Below are 25,400 nucleotides of genomic sequence, written 5' to 3'. Positions count from 1 at the left end.
GCATCTGTTTCAAAGCAGAACTTTTATATACTGTGGCCTTCTGTTTGGCGCTCTCGCATGAATTCTTCCCCTTCTACCCGACCAGGCCGCTGTGCACAGTGTCAGCGGCCCTTGGCTCGTTGCTTGTGTCCCTTGATCCCTTCGATAGAAGCAGCGTGTCCTGTGCTGATTTTGCAGCACCATTCCGAAGCCCGGCATGCGCTTAATACTGCGCGCTTGGCGTATTTGGGTTTGAAGGGGGCAGAGCTATGGGTGGGAGAGCAGTTTGCTGAGCTGGAGGCCCGGCTGGCACAGGCGCATCGTCCTGTTTTGCTGTTTCCGGGACCAGAAGCCAAGGTGGCGGGCTCAACAGGCCCAGGGGAGAAGCCGGATCTGATCGTGGTGCCAGATGGCACCTGGCGCAAGGCACGCCTGATCTTGCACAGCAATCCGGTTTTGCAAGCCCTGCCGTATTGGGTATTGCCTGAAGGACAGGCGTCGCGCTACAGACTGCGTAAAGCGCCCGACCCGCAGGCTGTGTCGACCCTGGAAGCAATTGTCCGGCTGATGCAGATTATGGAGCCGGAGCGGGATTTCAGCCCTTTGCTCCGGCCCTTCGAGCAGTTGATTGAAGAACAAATCCAGGCTATGGGCCTGGATACGTATCAGCGTAACTATCCTACTTCCAGGTGAAGTTCAGTTCGCGGGGCTGGCCTTCAACAATAGTGGCCTGGCGCTCCTGGGTTTGGCCCTGGTAAGTGGCAAATACCTTGTAATTGCCGGGGCCAAGACGGATCAGGCAGTAGGGGCCGTCGATCAGGCTGTTCAGCACGGTTTGGTCGTTGCTGTTACGGATAACCAGCTGCACATCGGAAATATAGCCGACGCGCTCACCCTGGTTGGCTGAAAAGTTCACGGACAAGGGAAAGGTGTTGCGCACCATGCGAAACAGTTGGGCTTCATCACTACCTATGCCGCCGCTGATGTATTCGGTTGAACCGTAATACTGGCTGGGGGGCAGTTCCTGGGCGTGCACGATGGGGCTGCTCAATAAGGCCAGCGACATGGCAATGCCGATCAATGAAAGACGAGGACTCATGAGGTTTCCTTGCTTGAAGTAAGGTGGCTAAGCGGGCCCTCAGGGGCCCTGTTGCTGTTATGAGAGGGGTGGGGCTGGCTGTCAGGATGAAAGCTGGGCCACAACAACGGCCAGTCATGCTGACGGGTCGGTTCTGCCTGCGGATTGAAACTGCGTTCACGCAGCATTCCATGTCCGCGCTGATTAATAGTGATGACGGTGGTGCAGCGGGTGCCGTAATTGGGGCTGACAATAAACGGGCTGCTTAACAAGCGTTCGTGCTCAAGACTCAAGCCGGTTTGGGGCAAGTCGGCATCGGCTGCGACTTCCTGATTGCGTAAACCCTGAAACAAGCCTTCTACCGCTGGTGGCGAGCCATCAAAATGTTGTGCCTGCAGGGTTTCTTTCAGGAACAGGCTTTTGGGCCAAGGTGTATTAAGCCAGGCATTGCTCAGAACATGTACGCCTGGTCCCAGCATGTGCGGGCTGCCACTGGGATGACGGTTGCTGTAATAGCCCATGCGTAAAGGCTGTTGCTTGTCCGGCCATTCCAGCACAAAAAGATTGAAGCCTGCGTAATCGGCTCCTTCCTGGGCGAGTTGTTCCAGATAGTCGGCGGGACTGCGCTTGTCTCTTAGAAACTGTGGGATCAGCTCGCCGCGTGAGCGTTGCTTGCTGTGTTTGTTACTGGGGGCTTCGCGGTAATTGGTCAGCAAGGCTAGCCGTCCACGGCTTTGTGTCAGGCCCAGCCAGGTACCTCCGGCTTGCAGATCCCGACCCGCCAGAATATCGGGCTCGTCCCGCCAAGGTTGGGCCGCTTGGCTGGGGCGAGCATGATATTCGTCGCGATTGGCGGCAATAATCAGCGGCCAATCTGCATTAACTCCGACGGCGATATAAGCGATGCACATGTGCCGATTGTAGGATGGCTATGCAGGCTTTGGTAGCCAAAGTACCGCCAAGTTCCGCTTTTTTTCTCGGTATTGAGAATGCCTCTTTAGGCTTGGCATTCAGGGCTTGAACGTCAGATTTAAGCGATCTCTGAAAGGGCGTCGTAGTTTTGTGCCAGACGCACGACGGTGACACCCGGACGTAGCTGGCGCAGCGAAGGCATGACCAAGGTGCAGTTATCGTAGGGCGTCAGCCAGGCTTGGCCATCAGCTTGTCCAATCGCTGTGCCGGCATCGGCCAAGGTTTCCAGGCCTTGCCAGTTCTGATCGAAACTGACTTGCATGGAAGGGGCGACAATCGCATGGGTGACTTGCAGAACGCGTTGCGTATCGGGAGACGCTCGACGCCAGTCCGAGGGCAAATCCTCTTTTTCCACAATCTCGGAGGCGAGCAGAAAACGGGCAATCAGGTCCAGTGCGATTGCCGGTGTATCAGGATCGCCATGAAAGCCGCATTCCAATAATAAGGAGCGCGCTTCATGTGCTTCAGGGTCCGAGAATCGACCGTAATCGCGCATGCGTACGCCGTCTTGATGGCCGCTATCCACAATCACATGCTCGGGAGCGCCCAGAGTACGAGCCAGCTCGATATTGCGTGCCAAGGTGCCAGTCAATAACAAGGGGGCGCTGGGTTCATGCATGGAGTGCAGATCCAGCAACCAGTCGGCTTGTTCCAGCCAAGGCAAAATGGCTCGTGCGCGACGCTGTTCTTGTGTCTGTGTTTGAGCCAGCTTCTGATCGCTCCAGACGCGGTTCATGTCTTCGTCCACGTAGCGGCTGGCATCGTGCTGCTCAGGATCAAAGCGATCAAAGGCGTCCAGATTGCAAAAGGCCAGAATCAGCTTGCCACGACGGGGCTTCAGGCCACTGGCCAACACGGCTTTCAAGGCCCAGGCCCCACAAAGTTCGTTACCATGAATCAGGGCGCTGATCATTACGGTACGGCCCGCTTCGCCCGAGTCCAGGCACCAGAGTCCAGGGACACCGGTATTGCCCTGACGCTCTTCTTGAATGTCAGGCAAGGAAAGAGAAAATTGCATGGAAAGACTCCAGCGCCCCAGCAGCTAGCCGGGGCGCATGTGTTTTATTCGGCTTGCAGCTTGGCCAGTTCGACCAGACGAGCATATTTGTCGACCTCTTTGGCCTGGAACTCTGCCGCGTTCATGCCGGGTGCGTAAAGCGTGGCTCCATTGGATTGCATTTTCTCTTGCAAGTTGGCCGATTGCAGGCTGCTGTCCAGAGCCTGACGCAAGGTGCTGGTGACGGATTCAGGCAAATCCTTGGGGCCATACAAACCAAACCAGACGTTGATGTCGACCTTTTCAAAGCCGGGTGTATCGGCCAGCGGCGGGATCTCCGGGGCAGCAGGAGAGGCATGGGTTTCGGTAATGCCCAAAGGCACGATGGCGCCTGCGCGAGCTTGCGACAGGCCCGAGGACAGCACAAGGTAAGCCGTATCCAGTTGACCACTCATCAAATCCGAAACCAGGGGTGGGACGCCACGGTAGGGCACGTGCATGGCGGTGGTACCGGTCGAGGCGTTCACCATTTCACCGGCTAGGTGCAAGGTAGTACCTACGCCGGAGGAACCAAAGCTGAAGGCTTCCGGTTTGGCCGCCCGCAGCTTTTGCGCATAGTCTGCCGCGGAGCGAATACCGGACCCTTTGGAGGCTGCCAGCAACAAGGGCTGGGAGGCAATCATGCCAATAGGCGTGAAGTCTTTTTGCCCGTCGTAGCGCACGGCTTTGTTGATCATGCCGGCGATGATCATCTCGTTGGTAGAACCCAGCAGCAGGGTATAGCCGTCGGCGGCTGCACGTTGTACGCGTTGAGCACCAATGGTGCCACCGGCACCGCCTGCGTTTTCCACGACGACGCTTTGGCCCAAACGGCTGCTCAGCTCTTCAGCTAACAGGCGGGCAGTCAGATCCACGCTGCCTCCGGCGGGATAACCCACGACCAGAGTCAGGCTGCGTGAGGGGTAGGTGTCGGCGTGGCTGATTGAGGCTTGCAAGAGGCTACAGGCGCCCAGAATGCCAAGGACCAAGCTGCGCTTGGGAAAAGAAAAAGACATGATGTGCTCCCCGTTCAATGGATAGGTTTCCAAGCAGCGGCCGGTGTGCGCGCTGCGGGCCTGTTTATCCTTAGTTATGAAAGGGTATTGTGTCTGTTGCGGCTACTTGCGATGTGCTGTTGCGGCACATGGACGTGCTTTTTCGGTTGCTTGTGCGTTTATCGCCCCTGCTGGGTGAAGGCCCAGACGGACTCTGCCAGATCCGAGAGCGGGGCTCGGGAGCGATACAGACGAACTTCAAAGGCAATCTCGTCGCCTTTGCCGCCCAATTGCACCAGCGTGCCGCGACGACATTCATTGGCAATCATGGACAGGGGTAACCAGGCTACGCCCATGCCTTTCAATACCGAGCCCATTGCCGTATCCAGAGAATCGCAACGCACCGTGCTGACCAGGGGATAGGGAAAGTGGTGCAGCTTGTCACCCAGAATGCGGGCCATGGCCAAGCCGCCTGAATATGAAATCAAAGGAATGCTGCGTCCGCTATCGGCATTGAGTTCATATAAAGGTGTGCCGTTCTTGCGGCGCTGACAGGTAGGCACCAATTTGTCAGTGGCGATGGTCATATACGTCACCTGCTCGGCCAGCAGTTCAATTGACAAGGCCGGGTGTTCATAACAGCACAGAAAGTCGGTTTTGCCTTGGGCCAACAGCTTGGCCATATCGGCCATCATGCCGGTGCTGATGTCGATAGGTATATGGGCCGACAAAGGGGCGTGGCTGCCTTTTTGCAGACGGCTGACCCAGTCCGTGACCAAGGTGCGTGCCAGGCTACGGCCGGTAGCAATGCGCAAGCTGCCTTGTCCGGCTTGATCCGAGGCCTGCAATTGCCGGCGAACGCGGTTCAGTTGTTCCAGCACTTGATTGGCCGTGTTGTAAAACACCTGTCCTTCCGGCGTTAGCGTGATGGGCAGGCTGCTGCGCTCCACCAAGGGTGTGCCTACCCATGTTTCCAAGGCCCGAATGCGGCGTCCAAATGCTGGGTGTGTGACGTGACGTTGCTCTGCTGCCCGAACAAAACTGCCCGCACGAGCCAGGGTTACGAAGTCTTCAAGCAGTTTGAGCTGGGGCACGAAGGGCGTCTTACAGCATGGCCAGGCCGTTGGATTTTTCAACCAGATCGCGGATACGTACGGCGTCACCGATACGCGAGTAACGTCCCGAGGAGTTCAGCAGCACAATAGCCACTTCACGATCTTCGATCTTGGTCAGCATTACCAGGCATTCGCCCGCTTCGTTGATGAATCCGGTTTTGGAGACCTGAATATCCCAATTGGCGCTTTTCACCAAACGATTGGTATTGTTGAACACCAGTTGGCGACCACGTATAGGCTGCACGGAGTATTGATCATTCGTGGTGTATTGCTGGATACGGGCATGCTGGCTGGTGGCCGTCAGCAACTTGACTAGATCACGCGGGCTGGATACGTTGTCGCTGGACAAGCCGGTAGGCTCTACAAAACGCGTATTGCGCATACCCAAGGCACGTGCCTTGTCATTCATGGCGCGCACAAAAGCAGACAAGCCACCGGGATAGCTGCGCCCCAACGCGTGGGCAGCCCGGTTTTCCGACGACATCAGCGCCAGGTGCATCATGTCGGCACGGCTCAGTTTGGAGCCAACGCTAAGACGCGAGCTGGAGTATTTGACGCGGTCCACATCTTCGTCGATGATCTCCAGCATTTCATCCATGGGCAGGCCGGATTCAGCCACGACCAGGGCTGTCATCAGCTTGGAGATGGAGGCAATGGGGCGAACGGCGTCGCTGTTTTTCTGGTACAGCACAGTAGACGATTCCAGATCCTGCACAAAGGCAATTTCTGACCGCAGGGCTGCGTGCTGAATCAGGGCGTCGTGTTTAAGGGCATTAAGCGCGCGGCGGCTATCGTTCTCGCTATAGCTGATAGGCTGCAGGTTTTTCTCGAAAACCAGATGCGGCACGTTGTAGCTGATGGCGGCTGTGGCTTCATCCAGTGTGGATGGCTCGGCCAGCGCCAGTGTCTGCGCAAAGGACGAAATCGAAAAAGGCGCTAAAAATAAAACACATAGCGCACGTCGAATGAATTTATTTGTTCTGGTCTGAGGCATTTTTCAGTTCCCGGTAGGCGAGAAACAGAAGGGCGGAGAGAATTTATGCGCTTATGCTACCAGAAAAAATCCTCTTTATATTAGTATCTTACGGCTCAAAGTTAAAAAAAAATTAAGATGTCTGCGCGGTATCATTAAGAAACTTATTTTTATCTGTATAAAAACACAGCTTATGCTTTTTCTGAAAGTCCAAAATAATAAAAAAACTGTTTATAAAAACAGCTTTTTAAATCGATTCCTGCTTTCTATGGTTCTGGTTTCATTACCGCTGGCCAGTCATGCTGCCTCCTTGGCCTGGGACGGGGAACAGCTTAGCAATGCCATCACCACCAGCTCGCCCAGCACCCAGCAAAGCTTCCTGCCTGCAGAGGCGGTGCGAGCACAGGTTTCAAGCATAGGCAAGGTGGAAGTCAGTTATCACCACAATGGGCGCGCCATTCTGAAAAGCCGTTTGTGCTTGCAAGGCGGCTCCTGTGTGGACATGAATGGTTCGGTATTAAGTACCAGGGCCTTTGCCGGTCAGGATGCGCGTCTTGGCTTTGTGCTGGTGCATGAGGTGTGGAGCTGGGCGGGCAGCACAGAGCCTGTGCGTGTGCAGGCCTCGATACGGGTGAATTACCAGCGCTAGCCTGAAATAAGGCGGTTTCCTAATAAACGATTTAATTGCTCTTGTACTTGATCCACCTCAAAGTCCAGACCTAAAGAAACCTGCCGTACTGCCGATATGTAGTCCTGATGCCCATCGGGCCATAACCAGGACTTGTGCATGAACCCCTCTACTCTGATCGGCATCGTAGCCAGCGTGCTGCTGTTTGCCGTGATCTTGTTTTTTACGGCAGAAAACCCCGCCTTGTTTGTGGACCTGCCCAGTCTGGCCGTGGTGCTGGTAGGTACCTTGGCCGCGACGTTCATCAGTTATCCCTTAAGCGAAGTTGTCCGTATTTTTGGTCTGATCGGCACCGTGCTGCGCAATGAACGCCTGTATACCCAGCAGGATATGGACGAGCTGATCAATATCTCCCGCCTGTGGATGATGGGGGATATTCGCGCGGTGGAAGAGGCGCTGGAAAAAGTGGCCAACCCTTTTCTGAAAACCGGCGTTCAGCTGGTGATTGATCGGGCACCCCAGGAAGATATTGAAGACCTTTTGCAATGGCGTATCAGCCGTTTGCGTGCTCGTGAACATGCAGAAGCGCAATTGTTCCGTTTGATGGCCAGCTTTGCACCGGCCTTCGGTATGGTCGGCACGCTGATTGGCTTGGTCAACCTGATGTTTTTGCTGGGCGATGGTGACATTACGTCTATTGGTCAGCAAATGGCTCTGGCCTTGATGACGACGTTCTACGGCGTGCTGCTGTCCAATCTGGTCTTCAAGCCCGTGGCGGTGAAGCTGGAGCGTCGTACCGAACAGCGTGTGGTTCTGATGAACATGATCATGCAAGGTGTGTCCATGATGAGCCAGCGCCGTGGCCCGGCCTTGATGCGTGAGACGCTGAACTCCTTCATGGCTCAGTATCAGGACGAGATCAATGACCGGGGCGGCCGCGATGATGATGCGGACCCGGCTCCGGAACGGGGCTGATCCCATGGGAAACATGGAGCAGGACCTGACTTTGGGTGAACTTGCTGACCGCCAGAAAGCCTTGCAAAAGGAACTGGAGCAAGCTCGCGGCGCCAAAATCGAACAACAACTGGCCAGCAATCTGGGCAGTCGTCGTCGTAGCCGCCCCTGGAATGATCCAGGGCTGGCGGTGCCCGAGGAAGAAGAAGCCTGGTTGACCACGTATCTGGACATGATGACCTTGTTGCTGGTCTTGATGATTGTGATGCTGTCCTTTGCGGGTAAGCGGGCGCAAACGGCGGCGCAGGGACAAGGGCAGGGAGGGGCTACAGTCGTGGCCCAAGCAGGCAAGGACGGAGCCGGTTTGTTGCCTGCTGGGGCGGGCCTTTTCCCGGACGCTGGTCAGGGTGAGGGACAAGGCAAAGGCAATCACGGTCTGGATCTGGACGGCTTGGGCGACAATATCGATGTGGTCATGAACGACCAATCCGTGAGCTTTCGTATCAATAGCGAAATTCTGTTTAACTCGGGCGGTGCGGATCTGGGGCTGGAAGGTTTGACGGTATTACGCCAACTGGCTGCCGTACTGCAGAAATCCACCCATCCTATTGTGATTGAAGGTCATACGGACTCGGTGCCGATTCGTAGTTATCGCTACCCATCCAACTGGGAACTATCAGGTGCGCGTGCCGGTAGCGTAGTGCGTTATATGGAAGCCAACGGTATTGGCAGCCAGCGACTGAGCGCTGTCGGTTATGCCGATACCCGGCCTTTGGGGGATAACGGCACCTCGCAAGGCCGTGCGACGAATCGACGGGTTGAAATTATTGTGCAGACTCCCCAAGCACAGCCTGAAAGCCCCGTCCCATAAGCCTTTGAAAAAAAACCCGGTTTGCAACATACAAACCGGGGTTTTTGTTTTGAGCCGAAATTCAACGCGTCTGACTTAGTCCAGTACGCGCGTGGAGGAAGCCAGAGAGCCTAGATCGAACTTGGGCAGGTGACGACGCAAGGGCATGACCAGAACACTGATCACTACCGGCACAATCGCGGCCAGCAGGAAGGACTCCAGCAAGTAATCCATAGGACCATTGGGGCGCGGGAATACGGCCAGACCGGCGACCAGACCACCGATGGTGCTGATGGTGGCCGTAAAGCCATCGTAGCGGCGGCTGTACAGGCCAAAGAAAACCGGGAAGGCCGCTGCCGAGCACAGCAAGTCTGCCAACAGGAACAAGTACAGTACGCTAAAGCCTTGTGAGGAGGCGTAGAGCACAGGGATGGAGCAAATCCAGATCAGGGAACGCGCCAGACTCATCATTTGGGCGGTGTTGCGATGCGGCATGATGCGGCTCAAGTCCACGGCAATCAGGCTGGAGACAGCGCTGATTGCGGTATCGGCACTGCTCATGACCAGGGACAGGCCTAACGGAATCAGCAGCACCAGGAACCAGACAGGTACGTGCGGCAAAATTACATTGAACAGGGCCACGGAGCTGTCACCGGGCGAGCCCAGACCAACAAAGGCCAGGCCAAACAAGCCCATCAGGAAAATGAAGGGCGCTACAAACAAACCACCCAACAAAAAGCCGCGACGCATGGACTTGGTGTCTTTGGCGGCATAGATACGTTGCCAGTTACCTTGGTGAAACAGGCCGGTCAGCAAGATGGCGACAAAGAACGTCAGGCCAGCCTTCACGCCTACGGGATCGCTAAGCTCGATCAGTCGAGGAGCTTCCAGTTTCACGTTGTCAAACAACTGTACCGGGCCGCCCACCGCTTGCCAGCCGAACATCACGATCAGGAACAGCATGGGCAGAATCACAAACATCTGCACCTTGTCGGTGAAGATGGAAGCACGCAAACCGCCGTAAGAGGTGTAGATCAGCGTGGCCAGCAACACAATGCTGGCAGTGACCCATAAAGGAATCGGGGCAATCAGGGTGATCATCTTGGACATGGCAGTGATTTCTGCCGTCATGGAGATGAACATGTAAAACAGCATGATGATCAGGGTCAGCGCATACATGGGACGACCGTAGCGGGCGATGACAAACTCGCTCAGGCTATGGCCGCGAGGCAGCAATTCGCGCATGCGCTTGCCGAGTGGAATCATGGCCAGACGGGGCGACATGGAGCCAATGGCATAACCGATGACAGCGCTTAAACCGCCCCAACTGGCTGCCTGTGCGGGCGAGAACAGAATCCAGGCACCCAGCGAGGAGGCCAATAAAGTCAGAATGGTAGCGACCGAGCTTTGGCTGTTGCGAGCCACCACAAAGTCTTCCAGGGAGCTGTTGTAGTGGCGGGCGTACAGCACCCCGGCCAAGGCAAAAGCAGCGGAAAAAACGATGAGCCACAGGAGGGTGGCACTTTGGTCCAGCATGAGATCTCCCCAAAAGCCTGCTTGAACAGGCACAAACCGGCCAGGCTGGCAGGATGCCAGAACAGGGCGCAGAAAAATGGAGGGATTGAAATGGGGCGTGTGAGCTTGTGAATGCGCCGCATAGACAAGAGCGGGCAGGCTGCCAGGCCGCGTTTCCTTTCCCTTCGCCGGCATGATCCGGATCAGGTTCTAAGGGTTACCGCTTGAATGCGGAGTCTCAGCCCGTTAAGGACTCCCCCAGGAACAGGCTAGAAGAGTAGGAGAGCTTCTTTCAAATGTCAATAATCCGGTTGAGCTTGATTTATGCTATGGTCTGCCCTGCGGCACGGGGTGTCCTTCTTGGAAAGGGCTGAGATAAAACCCGTCGAACCTGATCCAGCTCATACTGGCGAAGGGATGTCCGAATCCATGGCCCTGCGTCTCAAGCAGGTCGACATCCTCGCCGAATTTTTGCAAGGAATGTCATGTCTGTGGAACACGTCTCGGAACTCTCTCAACAACTTGTCCTGGTCACCGGCGGCGCACGCGGCCTGGGGGCTTGCCTGGTACGCGCCTTTGCAGGCCAGGGCGCAAAAGTTGTGATCAATTACCTGAAAAGTGAGGCAGCCGCTCAGGCGCTGGCGGACGAATTTCCGCAGCAATGTCTGGCCGTGCAAGCGGACGTGACGGATGCGGCTTCGGTACAAGCCTTGTTTGCCAAGGCGCAGGCGCACTTTGGCCAGCCCGTCACTACCGTCGTCAATAATGCCTTGCCCGAGTTCTCCTTCAATGGCGATGCTCGCCCTCACGCCGATACCTTGACGTGGGCTCAGATGAACCAGCAACTGGAAGGCATTGTGGGCGGGGCCTTGAACACCACACAGGCCGCCTTGCCCGGCATGAAACAAGCCGGTTTTGGTCGCATTATCAATATCGGCACGAACCTGTTTCAGAACCCCGTGGTGCCTTACCACGATTACACCGCGGCCAAGGCGGCCTTGTTGTCCATGACACGCACCTTGTCGCACGATCTGGGGCCCGATCAGATTACCGTGAACATGATTTCCGGTGGTTTGCTGCGCACAACCGACGCGTCCGCGGCCACGCCCGAAGCGGTGTTTGACTTGATTGCGGCCAGCACACCCTTGCGCCGCGTGACCACGCCCGAGGAGTTTGCCGATGCGGCCTTGTTCTTCGCCGGTCCGTGGGCGCGTGCCGTAACAGGACAGAATCTGGTTGTGGACGGTGGATTGGTGAAAAACGGATGAGACAGCTGCATTTCAATTTGTTCATTATGGGCTGCGGGCACCACAAAGCAGCCTGGCGCCATCCTGATTCGCAGGTCGAACGTTTGGGCGATGTCCGGTTTTACGAAGAGCTGACCCAAATTGCCGAGCGCGGCAAGCTGGACGCTATTTTCTTTGCCGATGGTCAGTCCAGCGATAAAGTGTCCGATGGTCCGCGCTGGTTTCTGGAACCCTTGACCATGATGGCTGCGCTGGCGCGAGCCACCGAACGTATCGGTTTGATCAGTACCGTTTCCAGTACCTTCTACACGCCGTTTGTGGCGGCACGCATGTTGTGCTCTTTGGATCATGTATCCAATGGGCGGATGGGCTGGAACGTGGTGACATCCATGTTTGATTCGGAAGCGCGTAACCACGGCTACGAAGCCATGCCCGATCATGCCTGGCGCTATGCGCGTGCTGAAGAGTTTGTCGATACCGCATTGCAACTGTTCGACTCCTGGAGCGACAGTGCTTTGGTCATGGACAGAAAGGGCGATTACGCCAAAGTGGATCAGGTTCGCCAGATCCTGCATAAGGGCGATCACTTCCTGGTGGATGGGCCCTTGACCTTGCCACGTTCGCCGCAAGGCCAGCCGGTGCTGTTTCAGGCAGGTGCTTCTGAGCAAGGCCGTGATTTGGCCGCGCGCAAAGCGGAGGCTATTTACGCTGTGGCTTATGATTTGCCCTCGGCCCAATCCTATTACCGCGATATCAAACGACGCGTGCGTGAAGCGGGCCGCGGCGTGGATGTGCCCGTGATGCCGGGTTTGGTGACCTATGTGGGCTCCACCATGGAAGAGGCGCGCCGCAAGCAGCAAGAGCTGGACGAATTGCTACCCGCCGAGACATCCTTGCGTCAGCTGGGCATGTTTGTCGGCCAGGACTGCATGAATTGGGAGCTGGATGCGCCAGTGCCACCGCTGCCGCCATTGGAAAGCTTCAAAGGCCCCAAAGGGCGCTATGCCACCATGCTGCGTATTGTGGAAATGGAAAAACCGACAGTGCGCCAGTTGCTGGGCCGAATCGCTGCTGGCGGCGGTCACTGCACCATGGTCGGTACGCCGGAGTCCATTGCGGATCAGATTGAGCAATGGTGGCGCAACGAAGGCGCGGATGGTTTTAACCTGATGCCGCCTTCCTTGCCCAATGGCATTCGTGACTTTGTTGAGCAGGTGATTCCGGTTCTGCAAAAACGCGGGCTGTTCCGTCAGGAATACGAGCATGCGACCCTGCGCGGCCACCTGGGCTTGGAGCGGCCTGCCGCCTGATGCCAGGGCAAGAAAAAAGCGGGCATTTCCATAGACGGATTTGTCCGCTTTTTCCCTAGGGTGAAGAGGCTACGACGTGCCTGAAGTTTGCTATCCTTAATGCTTTAATTGTCGCCTGCTTAACGAGCAGCGAGCTGTATAGGGATCGCACTATGAAAACCGCCGTTGTCACCGGGGCCTCCTCAGGGTTTGGGGCTGCGCTTGCCCGTAAATTGGTATCTGAAGGACACACCGTGCTGGGTCTGGCGCGTCGCCAGGACAAGCTCGATGCCCTGGCCGCCGAGCTGGGCGAGCGTTTTGTACCGGTCAGCGTGGATTTGACCGATCGTGCGCGAGCAGAAGCGGTGCTGGCTGATCTGACAGCTCGTTTTCCCAATATTGATGTGCTGATCAATAATGCCGGTCTGGCACTGGGCGTGGACAAGGCGCAAGACGCCAAGATGGATCAGTGGGACACCATGGTGGCCACCAATATCAGCGCGCTGCTGCACATTACGCACGCTTTGCTGCCGGGTATGGTCAAGCGCAATCAGGGCCACATCATCAACCTGGGGTCGACTGCGGGCGAATACGCTTATGCAGGCGGCAATGTGTACGGTGCTACCAAGGCTTTTGTGCATCAACTGGGCCTGAACCTGCGCGCCGACCTGTCGGGTACCGCAGTTCGTGTTTCTACCGTGGCTCCTGGCCTGTGTTCCGGTACGGACTTCTCGACTGTGCGTCTGGGCGATAAAGACAAAGCCGCAGCGCTGTACCAGAACGTGGATGCGCTCACGCCTGACGATATCGCCAATACCATTGCCTGGATCATGAACGCGCCTGCCCATATGAACGTCAACTACATCGAGTTGATGCCAGTGGCGCAAAGCTTTGCCGGCTTGAGCGTGCATCGCAAGGCTTAAGCGTGGCGACCGGCGCGGGTCTGGCTTGATTAGACTTGGGCTCCGGTCTTACACTGCAAACGTCTTCAGGGCGGGGTGAAATTCCCCACCGGCGGTAAGGGAGCCATTCCCCAGCCCGCGAGCGCTTTCCGCCAGGGAAAGGTCAGCAGATCAGGTGAGAAACCTGGGCCGACGGTCAGAGTCCGGATGAAAGAAGATGAAGCATCGCTGCCTTGTGATCAAGGCAGCGGCGTGTTTTATTGCTGCCCGGAGGACGCATTGTTTAATCAAGGATGCGTTCAAATGAAAAATCTGAAAATCTCCCCTGCATTAGCCGTTGGTCTTTTGCAAGAATTCTGCGAAGGAGCGTGCTGATGTATACCGGAATTGTTAAAGCGGTTCGTCCTCTTACAGCGGTCAAGGCCGAGCTGGGCCGTACCGAGTTTGAAATCGACTTCACCGACGAGCTGCTGGTGGATCTGCAACTGGGTGCCAGTGTCAGCGTGGAAGGCACGTGCCTGAGCGTGACCAGCATCTCTGGCCCTAAAGTCACCTTTGATGCGATTCCCGTCACGCTGGAGCGCACAAATCTGGGCACACTCAAAACGGGTGATCTGGTCAATATCGAACGATCGGCCAAGTTGAACGAGGAAATTGGCGGCCATGTGATGGCTGGCCATATCGCAACGACGGCTGAAGTGCTGGAACTGAGCATTACCGAGGCCGGTAACCGCCTACGTTTTCAGATGCCGGAAGATTGGGCGAAATACGTGTTTCCACGTGGTTTTCTGGGCGTGAATGGCTGCAGCTTGACTGTGGCTGATGTGGAAGACGGTGTTGTGACCATCAACCTGATTCCCGAAACCTTGCGCCAGACGACGTTCTCACGCTACAAGGTGGGCGATAAGCTCAATATCGAAGTGGATCAGCAGACGGTTGTGCTGGTCGATGTGCTGGAGCGTACGGTTGCAGGCACGTTGACACGTGTGATGCCTGGTTTGAAAGGCTGATTGACGCCCAAATGAAGTAAAAAGAGCTGTCAGTTTCAAGACTGGCGGCTCTTTTTTATGAGGGGCTTTTACTGTCTATGTTGCGGTACTGATGCTTTGGGGCTTGTGGGCAAAGTCTGGAGTGAACCGCAGCCCGAAAGCAGAGTGTGGAGCCGTGTGAGCCTGCCCCTTCTAGCGATCGGCACCTTCCATAATAAAGCTGCACTCACACTTGAGTTAGCGCCTTCAAGACAAAATCAGCACGCTTTTCTACGCTTGTTTTGGGCAGCAGGCTCACTTGGTATCCCAAGAGGGGATAAACACGCTCCAGGCGCTCATACTCACGCAAAGCAGCGTTCATATCGTGACGACGTTCTGGATCAGCCTCGTATATTTCAGGCCAGGGCGGCGTTAAAAATACCTGTGAATGATAAGGGCAGGTCTTGTTGAGTTCATCCAGCAGTGGCGTTCCCTTTAATTCCTGCAAAGCCGCGGCCGCATCAACCAAGCCTCGATCAAAAAACACCCAGCCACCATCTTTCGGAGCGCTGCAATAGTCATCTTGCGCGGTCTTTATCGCTTCATTCAGGAAGGCCTCCATATCCAGCCAGGGAAGGGCAGAGCCACCGCTGGCCAGTTGTTCCTGCACGATACGTCGCCCAGGTTCCTGGATAACCGTATAGCCACGATTCTGCAGCTCGGATAACAAAGTAGATTTGCCGCCACCAGAGCAGCCGGAGAGAAGGACAAAAGGGTTCATAAGCGTAGGTCAGTAGAAGGTGAAGACTTGTACAGGCGTGTTCAAGCCCCGAAACTGAAGCCGGATGTAGGGATGTAGGGATGTAGGGATGTAGGGATGTAGGGATGTAGGGATGTAGGGATGTAGGGATGTAGGGATGTAGGGATGTAGGGATGTAGGGATGTAGGGATGTAGGGATGTAGGGTGGGGAAGCCTGGAGCAGATACCCGCGAAGATTGTGCAAGTTTAGCGTATTTCTGCATTTCCCATACTCCATACCCAGCCAGCTAGTGACCAGATCGACTTGAAAATAATAAAATGCAATTAACGGAAAAGAGTTTTTATCATTGAAAAGAAGGTCTTCAACAAGAAGAGAGCGAATTTACTTACCATCGGCTCGCTTATTGATGCGACATCAGAGGGAAGTACTGCGATAGGGAGCATTTCTGTTCTCATACTCTTGTACCCACGCATTCACACCAAGGGCTTGCTTCAAAACCAAATCGGAGCTTTGAACAAACAAGCCTCCATACATCCATAAGCAAGCAAAGAAAAACGCCGATCATCCAAAGGACAATCGGCGTTCTTATCTTTCAAAAACCTCTTGAAAGAGGGGGCGCTTTTAAGCCGACAACTTTTCTACCTTGGCTGGCAGGCCTTGGCGCACGGCCGCGCCAGAAACCCAGTCAATCCAGACGTTGTCCTGACCATCGCCACGGGTTGGATCAGCAAAACCCAATTCGTTCAGGTTCACACCTGCAGCCAGATCGTTCAGGTGAGGCATGGCCTCACCATCAATCTGGTGCGAACGTGCACCCAGTTCGGTATGCCCAAAACCGTGTTCGATTGCAATGGCTCCGCGCATAATACCGCCACGAACCAAAGCAACACCTTCAACCGCACCACCTGGTGTGCTGACACGAATACGATCGCCATTCCGAATACCCAGGTTCTTCGCATCATCCAGATTCAAGGAAATCGGATTGTGCGGGTGGACCTGGCGCAGGCGGGACATCCCGATGGACATGGAACTCATCAGATTGGATTTGTAGGAGCTCATCAGCAATGGCCATTCCTGCTCAGAGAAATGCTCGCGCATTGGGCTGCCGTCAGCCAAACGAGTGGGGTACCAAGTAGGGCAACCGCTAAGACGTTCACCCGTCATGGTGTGACGCATCTTGGCCAGGTCTTCATTCCAGATCTGCAAAGCATTGCTGTAGCGATTTTTCAGCTGATTTCCTTTCCAGGCGTTTTCGATTCGGTCGAATCGGCCACCGCGTGTCAACAACATCGCTACTTTGCGCTGCTCTTCAGGATGCAAACGCGCTTGAAGATCAGGGAAGAGACGATCCACACCGGTGATGCGCATATCGTCGTCGGATGCGTCGCCAACCGGGCGGCCAGCACCAAAGGCAATATTGGCCATGCCCCGCAGATAGAAGTCCTCGGCGCGCAGCAAGTCGTGGGCATTGCCTGCCTTGTCTTTCAGAACGCCTTTACCAAAACCTGGCAATCCCAAACGCAAAGCTACTGCAAAGAGGAAACTTTCCAGGTTGATAGGTTGACCGTCAGCCGTGCGATCCACTCGTGGCTCGACCACAGGCCAGCGCAGGGTCGAGGACTTTGCGATCACGTCAGCCCAAGGTGCCGAAACACCCCAGCTTTCGTAAGTCACCGTATCTGGCACGATGTAGTCTGCGTAAGCATTGGTTTCGTTGATAAAGGGATTAACCGAAATCGACAAGGGCAGAACTGCAGGGTCTTTCAGTTTGTGCAGCAAGGCATTTTTAAAGCCAGCAATCGCATAGACCGGGTTGCTCATGTGGTTGATCCACACTTTGCTGGTGTATGGATAGCCATTCAGGCCCGATGCAATCATTTCACTGCTCAAGGCACCTACAGCGGGGTACCAAGGAGCAGGAGCGGGGTACAACGCTTCACCATTTGCTTGGCGGCGCTTGAATTCGCTGGATTTTTCGTAAGCGAAGCGATGGCGCGACAAAGACACGCCTTTGGCCGTCACTTTTCCGGGGAATTGAGCAAAGTTGTAGCGTGGGCCGGGGCCAAAAGGACCAAATGGGCCCGCATCCAGCACCAAACCGCCTTTCAGGTTCAGGTTACCCACCAAGGTATTCAACATGGCAATCGCGTAAGCCGTGTAGAAACCGGAACCGTTCATGGTGCCGCCGTGTGCGTCAGCCACGGCTTGGCGACCGTAGCTGGTAAATTCACGGGCCAGTTCGATCAGGGTTTCTTCGTCCATGCCGCAGCCTTTGGCGTATTCGGCAATGGATTTTTCCTGACTGCGCTCGCGCAGCATGTTCAGCGCAGTACAGACGCGTACATCCTTGCCTTCCAGCTCAATGGTACGGTCAACAAACAGCGTCGCACGATCCAGATCGGTATGGGCGCGCAACTCACCTTGTTCGTCCTGAACGATAAAGGGCGATTCTGTACCTTCGGGCACTTCCCAACCCAGGTCTGTACCGCGCAAATAGCGGCCGAAACCAGGATGCTCGGGATCCGCAATCAGCAAATGGCTAGCGTTAGTCCAGGAAGCGGTATTTTCGTCCTGCTCGGCAGGCGCGTGAGGCAGGGACAAGTGTTCTGCATCAAAACGCTCTTGTTCCAGAATCCAGCGCAACATGCCCATGACCAGGGACAAGTCAGTGCCGGGCAGAACAGGCTGCCAGCGGTTGCCACTGCCCGAAGCCAGGCTGGAGGACGTGGGCAAGATCGGGGAAACAACCACGTACTTGAAGGTGTTTTCAGGACGCGAACGGGCTTCTGCCAGCTCACGGCCTTGACGCTGGAAGGGATTACCGGATTGAGCCGGTGCTGCACCAATAAACAGGCCAAAACGGGCGTTTTTCCAGTCAGGTTTGCCATGAGGCATACCTTTGATGTCGCCCATGGCAGCGCCTGTACCGACACGGAAGCTTTGACCACAGTACGAGCCGTGGTTGCTGACGTTGATCGTGCCAAAAGCCTGCTCGGCAAAGCGTTTGACCAGCGGTGTACGACCTTCGTTCGCGGCATCCGTGAACAACAATTGGTTGGCCAGTGGACCAAACTCGGGGTTTTGCGGGTCAATCAGGGTTTCATGATCCCAAATTGCACGCAAACCGTCGACATGGCCTTCTTTGAACAGATCGCCGCCCTCACAGACCTCTTCAATCAACTGCTCAAAGCTGATGCGCTCCCATTGGCCTGAACCACGCGGACCGACGCGCTTCAAAGGCGACAGAACCCGGTAAGGGCTGCTGTGCTGCTCCAGCATGGAAGCGCCGCGGGCACAGGCGCTGGCACGGCCTTCCAAGCCATTCTCACCACCCAGCATGGCGTAAACCTCACGTACGGGCTGCTCCATGGGAGCAGACTGCGTGGTTGCCAAAGGATGGTAAGGATTACCGGCGATACGCAGAATCTTGTTGTTCTCCGTATCAATACGTACGCGCACACCACACTGCGTCCAGCAGCCCAGGCAACTGGAAGGGCTCACAATCTGACCGGGCTGCGTATCCAGCAGACCCGTGATCGGATCAATACGGAATTCAGCCTGCAAGGAGTTGCCACGGGTTGCGTGTGCGGTGGGTACACCGGCTGTACCTTGGCCCAGACCTTGGACCGCCTTGACTACCGTGTCGCTATAACCAGCCGCAAAGGCAGCCAGACCACCCACAGCAGCACCGCCGCGGGTCAATACCTGTCGACGCGACAGGTTAGGGGTTTCTTTTTTCTTGCTCATGACGATAAGTACCTGAAAGCTAGTGAGTCTGTAGGGCCTAGGCCGTCAAAGACGAACGGCGGGCCGGGAACAGAGAGAGCAGGGTGGTGCTGGCGGCGAGCAAGGCAATACACAAGCCCAGCACACCCAGCATCCCCAGCAGACCATCGCTGCCTAAGGGCATGGTGTAGAGGTACAAACCGGCACCGTATTTAGGCACTCCTTGTACCGCCATGAAAATAATCCAGCGAAACATCCAGGCAGAGCCGAGCATGAAAGCAGCACAGAACAAGCTATAAAGATTGCCTTGCAAGGTATGGACAGGACGGCTGAGCATGTACAGAAGCAGCAGACCGAACGCCGAGGAACCCAGGAAGCCCAAACGCCATACGGGATAGGTCTGAAACAGTTCCCAGGCCGAACCAAAGGAGTGGCTGTAACCCATCAGACCGGAGCCGACCCAGAACAGGGCCACGACGATCAAGGTCAACACCACGCCCAAAGACCAACGGCGTACGTACTCCAGCGGCAGATTGGCCACGCCACCGGGCAAGAAGCGAGCAACCAGCAAAATAGCGCCCAGACTGGCCAAAGCAGCTGTCAACGCGAAGTTGATGGGCAAGAACGCGGTATTCCACAAGGGGCGTGAACGCAGCACCATGACTTCAAAACCGCTGTAAACCAGAATCGACAAGGCCGAAACCAGCAGAGCCAGGCTCAACCAGCGCCACAGAGCACGTTTGTTCAACCACCAGGCCAGCACGTTGGCCATGGATAGGCCCACGAACAGGGGCAGCAGTACAGCACCCAGCGACATCCAGGACCAAGGAGTGAAGTGGGCATAAAAATGCCAGAAACGGCCAGGTTGGTGCAAGTCAGCCAGCAAGGACACAGGAGCGGCAATGCTGCTGCACAGAAGCACAATCATCAGCGCAGGCTCCAGACGACGCAAAGCGCTGTCGCTGGACCAGGCGCAACGCCATACCCAGACGGTGCTGGTGGCAGCCATACCGACCAGGAAAAAGTATTGAACCGCCCAAGGTAACCAGGCAACTTCGTAGGCGGGGGTCAGAATTTCGATAATAGACATAACGGCCCCTTAGAACTGATTGGTCAGACGCACACTGGCCTGCCCATCCACACCATCAACGAACTCATCGGGCAAACCGATGTAGAACACATGCGGGTTGGTATTCATGCCGGGCTTGAGTACACGGATTTCCTCTTTGTGCTCTTTAAGCAGCTGGGAAATCGTGCTGGTTTCATCGTTCATATCGCCAATGACGCGTGCGCCACCCACGCAGCTTTCCACGCAGGCGGGCAGCAGACCCACTTCCAGGCGGTGCTCGCAGAAGGTGCATTTATCGGCGGTCTGGGTTTCATGGTTAATGAAACGGGCATCGTAAGGACAGGCTTGAACACAGTAGGCACAGCCGACACAGCGCTCGTTGTCGACCAGTACCACACCATCTTCGCGCTGGAACGTCGCCTGTACAGGACAGACCGGCACACAGGGCGGGTTGTCGCAGTGGTTACAGAGGCGTGGCAGGCTCAGCATGGCCGCCTGCTGCTGTTCATCGAGCACCTCATATTGCAGAACCGTGGTGCGGAACTGCCCGATAGGGGGTGCATTTTCGATAGAACAGCTGACCGTACAGGCCTGGCAACCGATACATTTTCTTAGATCAACCACCATGCCGTAGCGGGCCCCATCTTTCCCACCGCTACGTCGTGGAGGCTGGCTGTTCATGGCAGCATGAACAGGCTGAATAGGAATAATCGTGGCCCCGGCACTAAGGCCCAGCAATTCCTTAAGAAAACGTCGCTTGCCCTTTTTGGGCTCGGCGCTTGGAATCATGTGTTTTCCTTTCCTATGCTTGGGTTGAACCCATTGACATTATTTGTAGTTATAAGCATATGAAGAATACAAAGTTCCGGTCTTGATGAAGGTCAAACAGAACATTTAAAGGTTGAAATGTTGACGCTCGGCTGTATTTTTCAGGCACAAAAAAAAGCCCCTCCAGGAAAGGGAGGGGCGCTATATACCTGAGTTGTGGATAAAACCGCTTAGAACGTTCCGCTTAAGCCCAGGAAGAAAGTGCGGCCGGGTTGGTTGAATGTGTAGGCCCCAGCACCGTAGATGTAATTGGGGGTACCCAGGTTCACGCCGATGGCATTGCCGCGACGGAACAGACGCTTATCAAAGAGGTTATCAACCCCTGCATTGATGCGGAAGTGCTTGTTGATCTTGTACTGCGTGCTCAGACCAAACAAGGCGTAAGGGGACACCTTGTCGGTTGCAGAACCCGTCAAAGGCTGACCGTAGTAGTCGTACTTCGGTGGCTTTTGCTCGCCGTAAAAGGTTGCCTTGGCGCGCAAGGACCAATCGGCATTTACATCCCAGTCCAGAGTCGTATTGATCGTGTATTTAGGGATAGTGGACAGCGCTTCACCCGTAGTCTTGTTCTTGGATTCGATCATGTAGGTGAAGTTGGTGGACCACAGCCAGTTTTCGGCCAAAGGCAGCGTCAAGTTACCTTCCAAACCCGAAACTACGGCTTTGGGAATGTTTTCCCATTGCAGAATCAATTGTTGATTGTTCAAGGCCGTGAAGCTATCGATTGCAAAACGGCCCGCTTCTACTTTGTTGCGGTAATCATTATGGAAGTAGGTCAGGCTGGCACCCAGGCCGTTGTCACCCACGTACTCGACACCCAATTCTTTATTGATGCTGGTTTCGGCCTTCAAGTCCGAATTACCTTGCAGGAAGCAACCCGTGCTACTGCCCGTGGTATTGCCCCAGCAGCCGTTACCCAGGCTGTACAAGGTATAGCCGTCATTGCTTTGATACAGGTTAGGCGCCTTGTAAGCACGGGCGATACCGGCTTTCAAGAGCCAGTTATCCGTCACGGCATGAGTCAGGTTAAGCGATGGGCTCCAGTTGCTGCCATGCTTGTCGTGATAGTCAAAACGCAAACCTGGGGTAACCGTGGTCTTGTCGGTGGCATAAATATTGTTTTCAGCGAAAACCGAGTAAATATTCGCCCGCGACTTGGGTTTGTATTTGTTTGGGACACCAGGAATACGGGTCGGGTTACGTTGTGCCAAGTCCGAGGACTTGTCGTTCAGCTCCTGCCCAACCCACTCCATACCGATAGTGGCGTATTGCTCGACGCTACCGGTCTTGAATTGATGGCTGGCCTCAGCGTGGGCCGTCATGGTGGTCAGGTCCGCTGTGCCAAAACCTCCATCCTTGACTCGGGATGGATCATTAAAAGCACCCTCAGTCCCTCCGGCCAAGCCTTCCAGCAAACGATAGTTACGCGTCTTTTCGTACTGGAAGTAGGCCAGGGAGTTCGTCTTATCGTTCCAGTCCCCACGATGCGTCAGCGAATAGCTTTGGCGATACATCTTGTTGGTCTCGTCGCCCAGCTGACGTTTCACCTCGTCATTGGTATTCGTGTTCTGGGTATCACCCGTATAAATATTGCCTTGGCGGCTATAGGAGGCCTCCAGATCCACCGTTTGACGGCTATCAGGACGCCAGGACAGCAAACCATTGATGTCCTTGTTACGTACGCCTTCACGTCCAGCAGGCAAGCTGTTCGCATTGGCACCACCACGCTCGGTCTGGTGTCCTTTATTGATCTCCGGATCGTCCGAATCCGTCTTGTTCAGGTTCCCATACAAACGGAAGGACAAAGATTCGCTGATCGGGCCACTCAAGCCAAAGCTCATGCGTCGCGTGGCGCCTTCATCGCTATGTTCGGGCAAGTTACCATACAAGGAGTAGGTGCCCTGGAATTTGTCTGTTGTGGGTTTGGTGATGATGTTGACCACACCACCCGCAGCCCCGTTGCCGTAACGTGCTGCTGCCGGGCCGCGCAGCACTTCCACGCGTTCGATCTGCTCGGCAGGTACCCAGTTGGTATCCCCACGCGAATCGCGCTCGCCACGCCAGCCGAAACGCACAGCAGAACGCGAACTGACGGGTTTGCCGTCAATCAGAATCATGGTGTTTTCCGGGCCCATGCCGCGAATGTCGATCTGGCGATTATTACCGCGCTGGCCGCTAGCCGAGTTACCTGTCAGGTTCACGCCCGGCATGGTGCGCAGAACTTCGGAGATATCGTTGGCGGGAGGGGACTTCTGGATGTCTTCGGCGGTAATGATGGACGAGCCCAAGGTCTGCTTGAGCTCCTGCTCGGCCTTGACCACGATGCGGTCCAGCTCCTCGACCTCTTGCGCTTGCGTCTGATAGGGAAAGGCCAACAATAAAGCCACTGCCAGACTGCTTAAAGGCATAAAAGATACGCCGCTAGGCACCTGGCGCTTAGCGGCGAGAGACGAGGACACCGACATAATGAACACCCAGTAATAATGAGATTGATTCTTGATTATAAACAGAATGTTTCATGTTACCGAGCGTGAATCTCGTAAAACCAACACATCCGTCTGGGCAAATTCAGCCAGAACTACGTCCGCCGACGTTAAAGCTGCGGCCTGTCAAGGCTGACAGCTTGCGCTGCAAAGGGGCTGATTGTATTTAGGCGCAAACGCTGCAGCCAGGGCCCATACAGGTATGGATGACAGAATTCCGGGTGCTGGAACGAGTGCCGGGCCCGGTCACATTATTGCCGGCCAAAGCTTGTTGAGGCGTCAGACCGCGCGTGGGGCTGGCTTTGCTGAACAGGCGTCGTGGCGCGCTCAGTTGCAGCAAGAGGCTGCCTTTTTCACAAGCAGGGCAGGTCTGGGGATCGTTGCGGGTGGCAATGCTGCGCAAATGGCTGCTGCGTTGCAGGCAATGATTACAAAGATAGTCGTACAAAGGCATGGCAAATCCGAGTAAAGCAAGCCCTGACTCCAAGACGAAGCCAGGGCCGGAGACCGATCAGGTCAAGTTACAGCGTGTGCCTGGACGGCCAAAACGGGCCGCGTCATTCAAGGCACCTTTAGGCAAGATATCGGTATCAAAAATACCGGTAGGCAAGGCCAGAGAAGCGGAGCTGTTAGGCAGATCCACCACGCCGCCGTAACGGCCCTCAACGGGAGCAGCAGTCAGCAACATATAGGCTTGCGCACGCGACAGGTCTGTCGTGCGGCTGATGTAATCGATCGCAGCCAAACAGGCCTGACGGTATGCAACCGTAGAATCCAGGTAGTAGTTGACGCCTTCTTCCACGCTGATGCCCGTGAAGTGCATCCACTGATCGTACTTGGGATCATGACGGCCTGGAACATAGATAGGCGCGGTCAGATTGTATTTGGCCATGCCACCTTTGATCAGATCAAAGCCAAGGTGGGCTGCGCCGTCCATTTCAATGGCACCACAGAAGGAGATTTCGCCATCGCCCTGGGAGAAGTGCAAGTCGCCCATGGACAGGCCAGCACCCTTCACATAGACGGGGAAGTAAATCCGCGAGCCAATGGTCAGGTTCTTGATATCCAGATTGCCGCCGTGCTCACGTGGAGGCACGGTACGAGCAGCTTCAGCCGCCATGCGGTCAAACTCGGCCCCTTTAACGCCGCGCAATACAGCGGTTTTGGCATCAGGCGGATTGGCGTGGCCCTTGGGCACCAGCAGGGCTTCACGGCGGTTCCACTCGCGCAGCAGTTCGTGCGAGGGCAGGGTGCCGATCAAGCCAGGGTGCATCATGGCCGCAATGCGTACGCCAGGGATGTGACGCGAGGTGGCGTAAACACCATGCAGGTCCCAGATGGCCTTGTCGGCTTCGGGGAAATGCTCGGCCAAAAAGCCACCGCCATTTTCCTTGGCAAAAATGCCCGAGAAACCGACAGGCGTAATGGCGCGAATATCCAGCAGATCCACCACCAGAATATCGCCTGGCTCAGCGCCCTCTACGTGGATGGGGCCCGTCAATGGGTGGGCGCGGGTCAGGTCAACGTCGCGTACGTCGTTGGCGCTGTCCGTGTTTTTGATCTGGGCGTCCAGAAAGTCCATGCATTCCAGAATCATTTCCTCGCCAGGCTTCACGCTGGTCAGGTCTGGAATATCAGGGTGCCATCGGTTGTGCCCGATTTCAGCTTGTTCGGCCAGGGGTGCGCCGGGTTTGATTTTTATATGCTGCATGTGTTCTCCGAATAATGTGTGCGAGGTCAGCACAACGGCGCTTTTAGTGCGCTTGGCGACACAATTAACACGACTGGACTGGCACGGTCAAAATGTGTGGATAAGCGGTTTTATATGTTTTTTTATGCCAATAAATAAATTCTTAAGCGAGTCAATGATTTAGGCTTTAAGTGATTAAAGGACAATAGTCCCAGGTTTTTGTCCAGAGGATAAATCCTGATTTTGAGCAAATTTTTTATGTCCCGGAATACCGTAAAAAAACGGGCTGCTCTCTATACGACAAACCTTATAGAAGGCATAAGAGTTCCTGAATGGCCTAGC

23 protein-coding genes and 3 riboswitches are annotated in these 25,400 nt (G+C 55.4%); of the genes, 9 read left to right on the top strand and 14 right to left on the bottom strand.

What is annotated here, in order from left to right; translation table 11 throughout:
• The first annotated feature begins 57 nt into the window (after positions 1–57).
• Entirely contained in the window at positions 58–672 is a 615-nt protein-coding gene (locus tag WFM49_RS17030; protein WP_254499277.1) for a tRNA-uridine aminocarboxypropyltransferase, read from the top strand.
• Here the strand turns inward: WFM49_RS17030 and WFM49_RS17025 are convergent.
• The 6 genes from WFM49_RS17025 to pbpG form a co-directional block, all read right to left on the bottom strand.
• Complete coding sequence (locus WFM49_RS17025; protein ID WP_009454198.1) at positions 659–1,078, bottom strand: carboxypeptidase-like regulatory domain-containing protein; 420 nt, start codon at positions 1,076–1,078, stop codon at positions 659–661. The genes WFM49_RS17030 and WFM49_RS17025 overlap by 14 nt on opposite strands.
• Positions 1,075–1,968, bottom strand: coding sequence for an NRDE family protein (locus WFM49_RS17020; protein ID WP_336974467.1), 894 nt, complete (start codon positions 1,966–1,968; stop codon positions 1,075–1,077). Before WFM49_RS17020 ends, WFM49_RS17025 begins: the two co-directional genes overlap by 4 nt.
• Positions 1,969–2,087: 119 nt before the next feature.
• A complete protein-coding gene (locus WFM49_RS17015) occupies positions 2,088–3,047 on the bottom strand; it encodes a succinylglutamate desuccinylase/aspartoacylase domain-containing protein (RefSeq protein ID WP_336974466.1) in 960 nt (319 codons plus the stop codon).
• A 44-nt stretch (positions 3,048–3,091) separates the two neighbouring features.
• Positions 3,092–4,081, bottom strand: coding sequence for a Bug family tripartite tricarboxylate transporter substrate binding protein (locus WFM49_RS17010; RefSeq protein WP_336974464.1), 990 nt, complete (start codon positions 4,079–4,081; stop codon positions 3,092–3,094).
• A 158-nt stretch (positions 4,082–4,239) separates the two neighbouring features.
• A complete protein-coding gene (locus WFM49_RS17005; RefSeq protein WP_137430440.1) occupies positions 4,240–5,154 on the bottom strand; it encodes a LysR family transcriptional regulator in 915 nt (304 codons plus the stop codon).
• 10 nt (positions 5,155–5,164) lie between these two features.
• The gene (gene pbpG / locus WFM49_RS17000) at positions 5,165–6,169 is read right to left on the bottom strand and encodes a D-alanyl-D-alanine endopeptidase (RefSeq protein ID WP_336974462.1); all 1,005 of its coding nucleotides are present in this window, start codon (positions 6,167–6,169) and stop codon (positions 5,165–5,167) included.
• A gap of 247 nt (positions 6,170–6,416) precedes the next feature.
• Between pbpG and WFM49_RS16995 the strand changes: the two genes are divergently transcribed.
• From WFM49_RS16995 to WFM49_RS16985, 3 genes are all read left to right on the top strand, one after another.
• Complete coding sequence (locus tag WFM49_RS16995; protein WP_336974460.1) at positions 6,417–6,797, top strand: flagellar protein FlhE; 381 nt, start codon at positions 6,417–6,419, stop codon at positions 6,795–6,797.
• 138 nt (positions 6,798–6,935) lie between these two features.
• Positions 6,936–7,751: a motility protein A gene (locus WFM49_RS16990; RefSeq protein ID WP_009454185.1), complete on the top strand. Its 816-nt coding sequence runs from the start codon at positions 6,936–6,938 to the stop codon at positions 7,749–7,751.
• 4 nt (positions 7,752–7,755) lie between these two features.
• The gene (locus tag WFM49_RS16985) at positions 7,756–8,601 is read left to right on the top strand and encodes an OmpA/MotB family protein (RefSeq protein ID WP_240688304.1); all 846 of its coding nucleotides are present in this window, start codon (positions 7,756–7,758) and stop codon (positions 8,599–8,601) included.
• 75 nt (positions 8,602–8,676) lie between these two features.
• On the opposite strand, the gene WFM49_RS16980 is transcribed toward WFM49_RS16985, so the two are convergent.
• Positions 8,677–10,116, bottom strand: a complete 1,440-nt coding sequence (locus tag WFM49_RS16980) for a sodium:solute symporter family protein (RefSeq protein WP_336974456.1) — start codon at positions 10,114–10,116, stop codon at positions 8,677–8,679.
• A 141-nt stretch (positions 10,117–10,257) separates the two neighbouring features.
• Positions 10,258–10,365: riboswitch (TPP riboswitch) on the bottom strand.
• Between the two features lie 67 nt (positions 10,366–10,432).
• Positions 10,433–10,530: riboswitch (TPP riboswitch) on the top strand.
• Positions 10,531–10,580: 50 nt separating this feature from the next.
• Between WFM49_RS16980 and WFM49_RS16975 the strand changes: the two genes are divergently transcribed.
• From WFM49_RS16975 to WFM49_RS16955, 5 genes are all read left to right on the top strand, one after another.
• Entirely contained in the window at positions 10,581–11,363 is a 783-nt protein-coding gene (locus WFM49_RS16975; RefSeq protein WP_336974455.1) for a 3-oxoacyl-ACP reductase, read from the top strand.
• Positions 11,360–12,652 carry an LLM class flavin-dependent oxidoreductase gene (locus tag WFM49_RS16970; RefSeq protein ID WP_336974453.1) on the top strand — a complete coding sequence of 431 codons (1,293 nt, stop codon included), beginning with the start codon at positions 11,360–11,362 and terminating at the stop codon, positions 12,650–12,652. Before WFM49_RS16975 ends, WFM49_RS16970 begins: the two co-directional genes overlap by 4 nt.
• A gap of 152 nt (positions 12,653–12,804) precedes the next feature.
• Complete coding sequence (locus WFM49_RS16965) at positions 12,805–13,554, top strand: SDR family NAD(P)-dependent oxidoreductase (protein ID WP_009458283.1); 750 nt, start codon at positions 12,805–12,807, stop codon at positions 13,552–13,554.
• Between the two features lie 57 nt (positions 13,555–13,611).
• A riboswitch (FMN riboswitch) is annotated at positions 13,612–13,756 on the top strand.
• Positions 13,741–13,908 (top strand): hypothetical protein, encoded by a 168-nt coding sequence (locus tag WFM49_RS16960; RefSeq protein WP_161808929.1) that lies wholly within the window; start codon positions 13,741–13,743, stop codon positions 13,906–13,908. Its footprint overlaps the riboswitch before it by 16 nt.
• On the top strand, positions 13,908–14,543 hold the full coding sequence (locus tag WFM49_RS16955) for a riboflavin synthase (protein ID WP_021446609.1): 636 nt from the start codon (positions 13,908–13,910) through the stop codon (positions 14,541–14,543). The genes WFM49_RS16960 and WFM49_RS16955 overlap by 1 nt, the downstream gene beginning before the upstream one ends.
• 205 nt (positions 14,544–14,748) lie before the next feature.
• On the opposite strand, the gene WFM49_RS16950 is transcribed toward WFM49_RS16955, so the two are convergent.
• From WFM49_RS16950 to fmdA, 7 genes are all read right to left on the bottom strand, one after another.
• Positions 14,749–15,282 carry an AAA family ATPase gene (locus WFM49_RS16950; protein ID WP_336974449.1) on the bottom strand — a complete coding sequence of 178 codons (534 nt, stop codon included), beginning with the start codon at positions 15,280–15,282 and terminating at the stop codon, positions 14,749–14,751.
• Positions 15,283–15,883: 601 nt separating this feature from the next.
• Positions 15,884–19,009, bottom strand: a complete 3,126-nt coding sequence (locus WFM49_RS16945) for a tetrathionate reductase subunit A (protein WP_336974447.1) — start codon at positions 19,007–19,009, stop codon at positions 15,884–15,886.
• Positions 19,010–19,046: 37 nt separating this feature from the next.
• Complete coding sequence (nrfD, locus tag WFM49_RS16940; protein WP_336974445.1) at positions 19,047–20,078, bottom strand: NrfD/PsrC family molybdoenzyme membrane anchor subunit; 1,032 nt, start codon at positions 20,076–20,078, stop codon at positions 19,047–19,049.
• A 9-nt stretch (positions 20,079–20,087) separates the two neighbouring features.
• Positions 20,088–20,846 (bottom strand): sulfate reduction electron transfer complex DsrMKJOP subunit DsrO, encoded by a 759-nt coding sequence (gene dsrO / locus WFM49_RS16935; protein ID WP_009453878.1) that lies wholly within the window; start codon positions 20,844–20,846, stop codon positions 20,088–20,090.
• Positions 20,847–21,055: 209 nt separating this feature from the next.
• Positions 21,056–23,293 carry a TonB-dependent siderophore receptor gene (locus WFM49_RS16930; RefSeq protein ID WP_302329846.1) on the bottom strand — a complete coding sequence of 746 codons (2,238 nt, stop codon included), beginning with the start codon at positions 23,291–23,293 and terminating at the stop codon, positions 21,056–21,058.
• 241 nt (positions 23,294–23,534) lie between these two features.
• Positions 23,535–23,822 (bottom strand): FmdB family zinc ribbon protein, encoded by a 288-nt coding sequence (locus WFM49_RS16925; protein WP_009453884.1) that lies wholly within the window; start codon positions 23,820–23,822, stop codon positions 23,535–23,537.
• A 57-nt stretch (positions 23,823–23,879) separates the two neighbouring features.
• Positions 23,880–25,079, bottom strand: coding sequence for a formamidase (gene fmdA / locus WFM49_RS16920; protein WP_021446607.1), 1,200 nt, complete (start codon positions 25,077–25,079; stop codon positions 23,880–23,882).
• Positions 25,080–25,400 lie beyond the last annotated feature (321 nt).

Source organism: Alcaligenes sp. PF14 (genome assembly GCF_037150615.1).
Lineage (GTDB): Bacteria > Pseudomonadota > Gammaproteobacteria > Burkholderiales > Burkholderiaceae_B > Alcaligenes > Alcaligenes phenolicus.
The sequence above is the reverse complement of the archived record's forward strand: the minus strand, read 5'-3'. Positions and strand labels throughout refer to the sequence as shown.

What these genes read in the sequence shown, in the direction of transcription:
- WFM49_RS16930 (WP_302329846.1), bottom strand. Translation starts at nt 23,293, where the DNA reads ATGCCTTTAAGCAGTCTGGCAGTGGCTTTATTGTTGGCCTTTCCCTAT.
- WFM49_RS16965 (WP_009458283.1), top strand. Translation starts at nt 12,805, where the DNA reads ATGAAAACCGCCGTTGTCACCGGGGCCTCCTCAGGGTTTGGGGCTGCG.
- WFM49_RS17030 (WP_254499277.1), top strand. Translation starts at nt 58, where the DNA reads ATGAATTCTTCCCCTTCTACCCGACCAGGCCGCTGTGCACAGTGTCAG.
- WFM49_RS16995 (WP_336974460.1), top strand. Translation starts at nt 6,417, where the DNA reads ATGGTTCTGGTTTCATTACCGCTGGCCAGTCATGCTGCCTCCTTGGCC.
- WFM49_RS17010 (WP_336974464.1), bottom strand. Translation starts at nt 4,081, where the DNA reads ATGTCTTTTTCTTTTCCCAAGCGCAGCTTGGTCCTTGGCATTCTGGGC.
- WFM49_RS16955 (WP_021446609.1), top strand. Translation starts at nt 13,908, where the DNA reads ATGTATACCGGAATTGTTAAAGCGGTTCGTCCTCTTACAGCGGTCAAG.
- WFM49_RS17015 (WP_336974466.1), bottom strand. Translation starts at nt 3,047, where the DNA reads ATGCAATTTTCTCTTTCCTTGCCTGACATTCAAGAAGAGCGTCAGGGC.
- fmdA (WP_021446607.1), bottom strand. Translation starts at nt 25,079, where the DNA reads ATGCAGCATATAAAAATCAAACCCGGCGCACCCCTGGCCGAACAAGCT.
- WFM49_RS16975 (WP_336974455.1), top strand. Translation starts at nt 10,581, where the DNA reads ATGTCTGTGGAACACGTCTCGGAACTCTCTCAACAACTTGTCCTGGTC.
- nrfD (WP_336974445.1), bottom strand. Translation starts at nt 20,078, where the DNA reads ATGTCTATTATCGAAATTCTGACCCCCGCCTACGAAGTTGCCTGGTTA.
- WFM49_RS17025 (WP_009454198.1), bottom strand. Translation starts at nt 1,078, where the DNA reads ATGAGTCCTCGTCTTTCATTGATCGGCATTGCCATGTCGCTGGCCTTA.
- WFM49_RS16980 (WP_336974456.1), bottom strand. Translation starts at nt 10,116, where the DNA reads ATGCTGGACCAAAGTGCCACCCTCCTGTGGCTCATCGTTTTTTCCGCT.
- dsrO (WP_009453878.1), bottom strand. Translation starts at nt 20,846, where the DNA reads ATGATTCCAAGCGCCGAGCCCAAAAAGGGCAAGCGACGTTTTCTTAAG.
- WFM49_RS17020 (WP_336974467.1), bottom strand. Translation starts at nt 1,968, where the DNA reads ATGTGCATCGCTTATATCGCCGTCGGAGTTAATGCAGATTGGCCGCTG.
- WFM49_RS16960 (WP_161808929.1), top strand. Translation starts at nt 13,741, where the DNA reads ATGAAAGAAGATGAAGCATCGCTGCCTTGTGATCAAGGCAGCGGCGTG.
- WFM49_RS16945 (WP_336974447.1), bottom strand. Translation starts at nt 19,009, where the DNA reads ATGAGCAAGAAAAAAGAAACCCCTAACCTGTCGCGTCGACAGGTATTG.
- WFM49_RS16970 (WP_336974453.1), top strand. Translation starts at nt 11,360, where the DNA reads ATGAGACAGCTGCATTTCAATTTGTTCATTATGGGCTGCGGGCACCAC.
- WFM49_RS16925 (WP_009453884.1), bottom strand. Translation starts at nt 23,822, where the DNA reads ATGCCTTTGTACGACTATCTTTGTAATCATTGCCTGCAACGCAGCAGC.
- WFM49_RS16950 (WP_336974449.1), bottom strand. Translation starts at nt 15,282, where the DNA reads ATGAACCCTTTTGTCCTTCTCTCCGGCTGCTCTGGTGGCGGCAAATCT.
- WFM49_RS16990 (WP_009454185.1), top strand. Translation starts at nt 6,936, where the DNA reads ATGAACCCCTCTACTCTGATCGGCATCGTAGCCAGCGTGCTGCTGTTT.
- WFM49_RS16985 (WP_240688304.1), top strand. Translation starts at nt 7,756, where the DNA reads ATGGGAAACATGGAGCAGGACCTGACTTTGGGTGAACTTGCTGACCGC.
- pbpG (WP_336974462.1), bottom strand. Translation starts at nt 6,169, where the DNA reads ATGCCTCAGACCAGAACAAATAAATTCATTCGACGTGCGCTATGTGTT.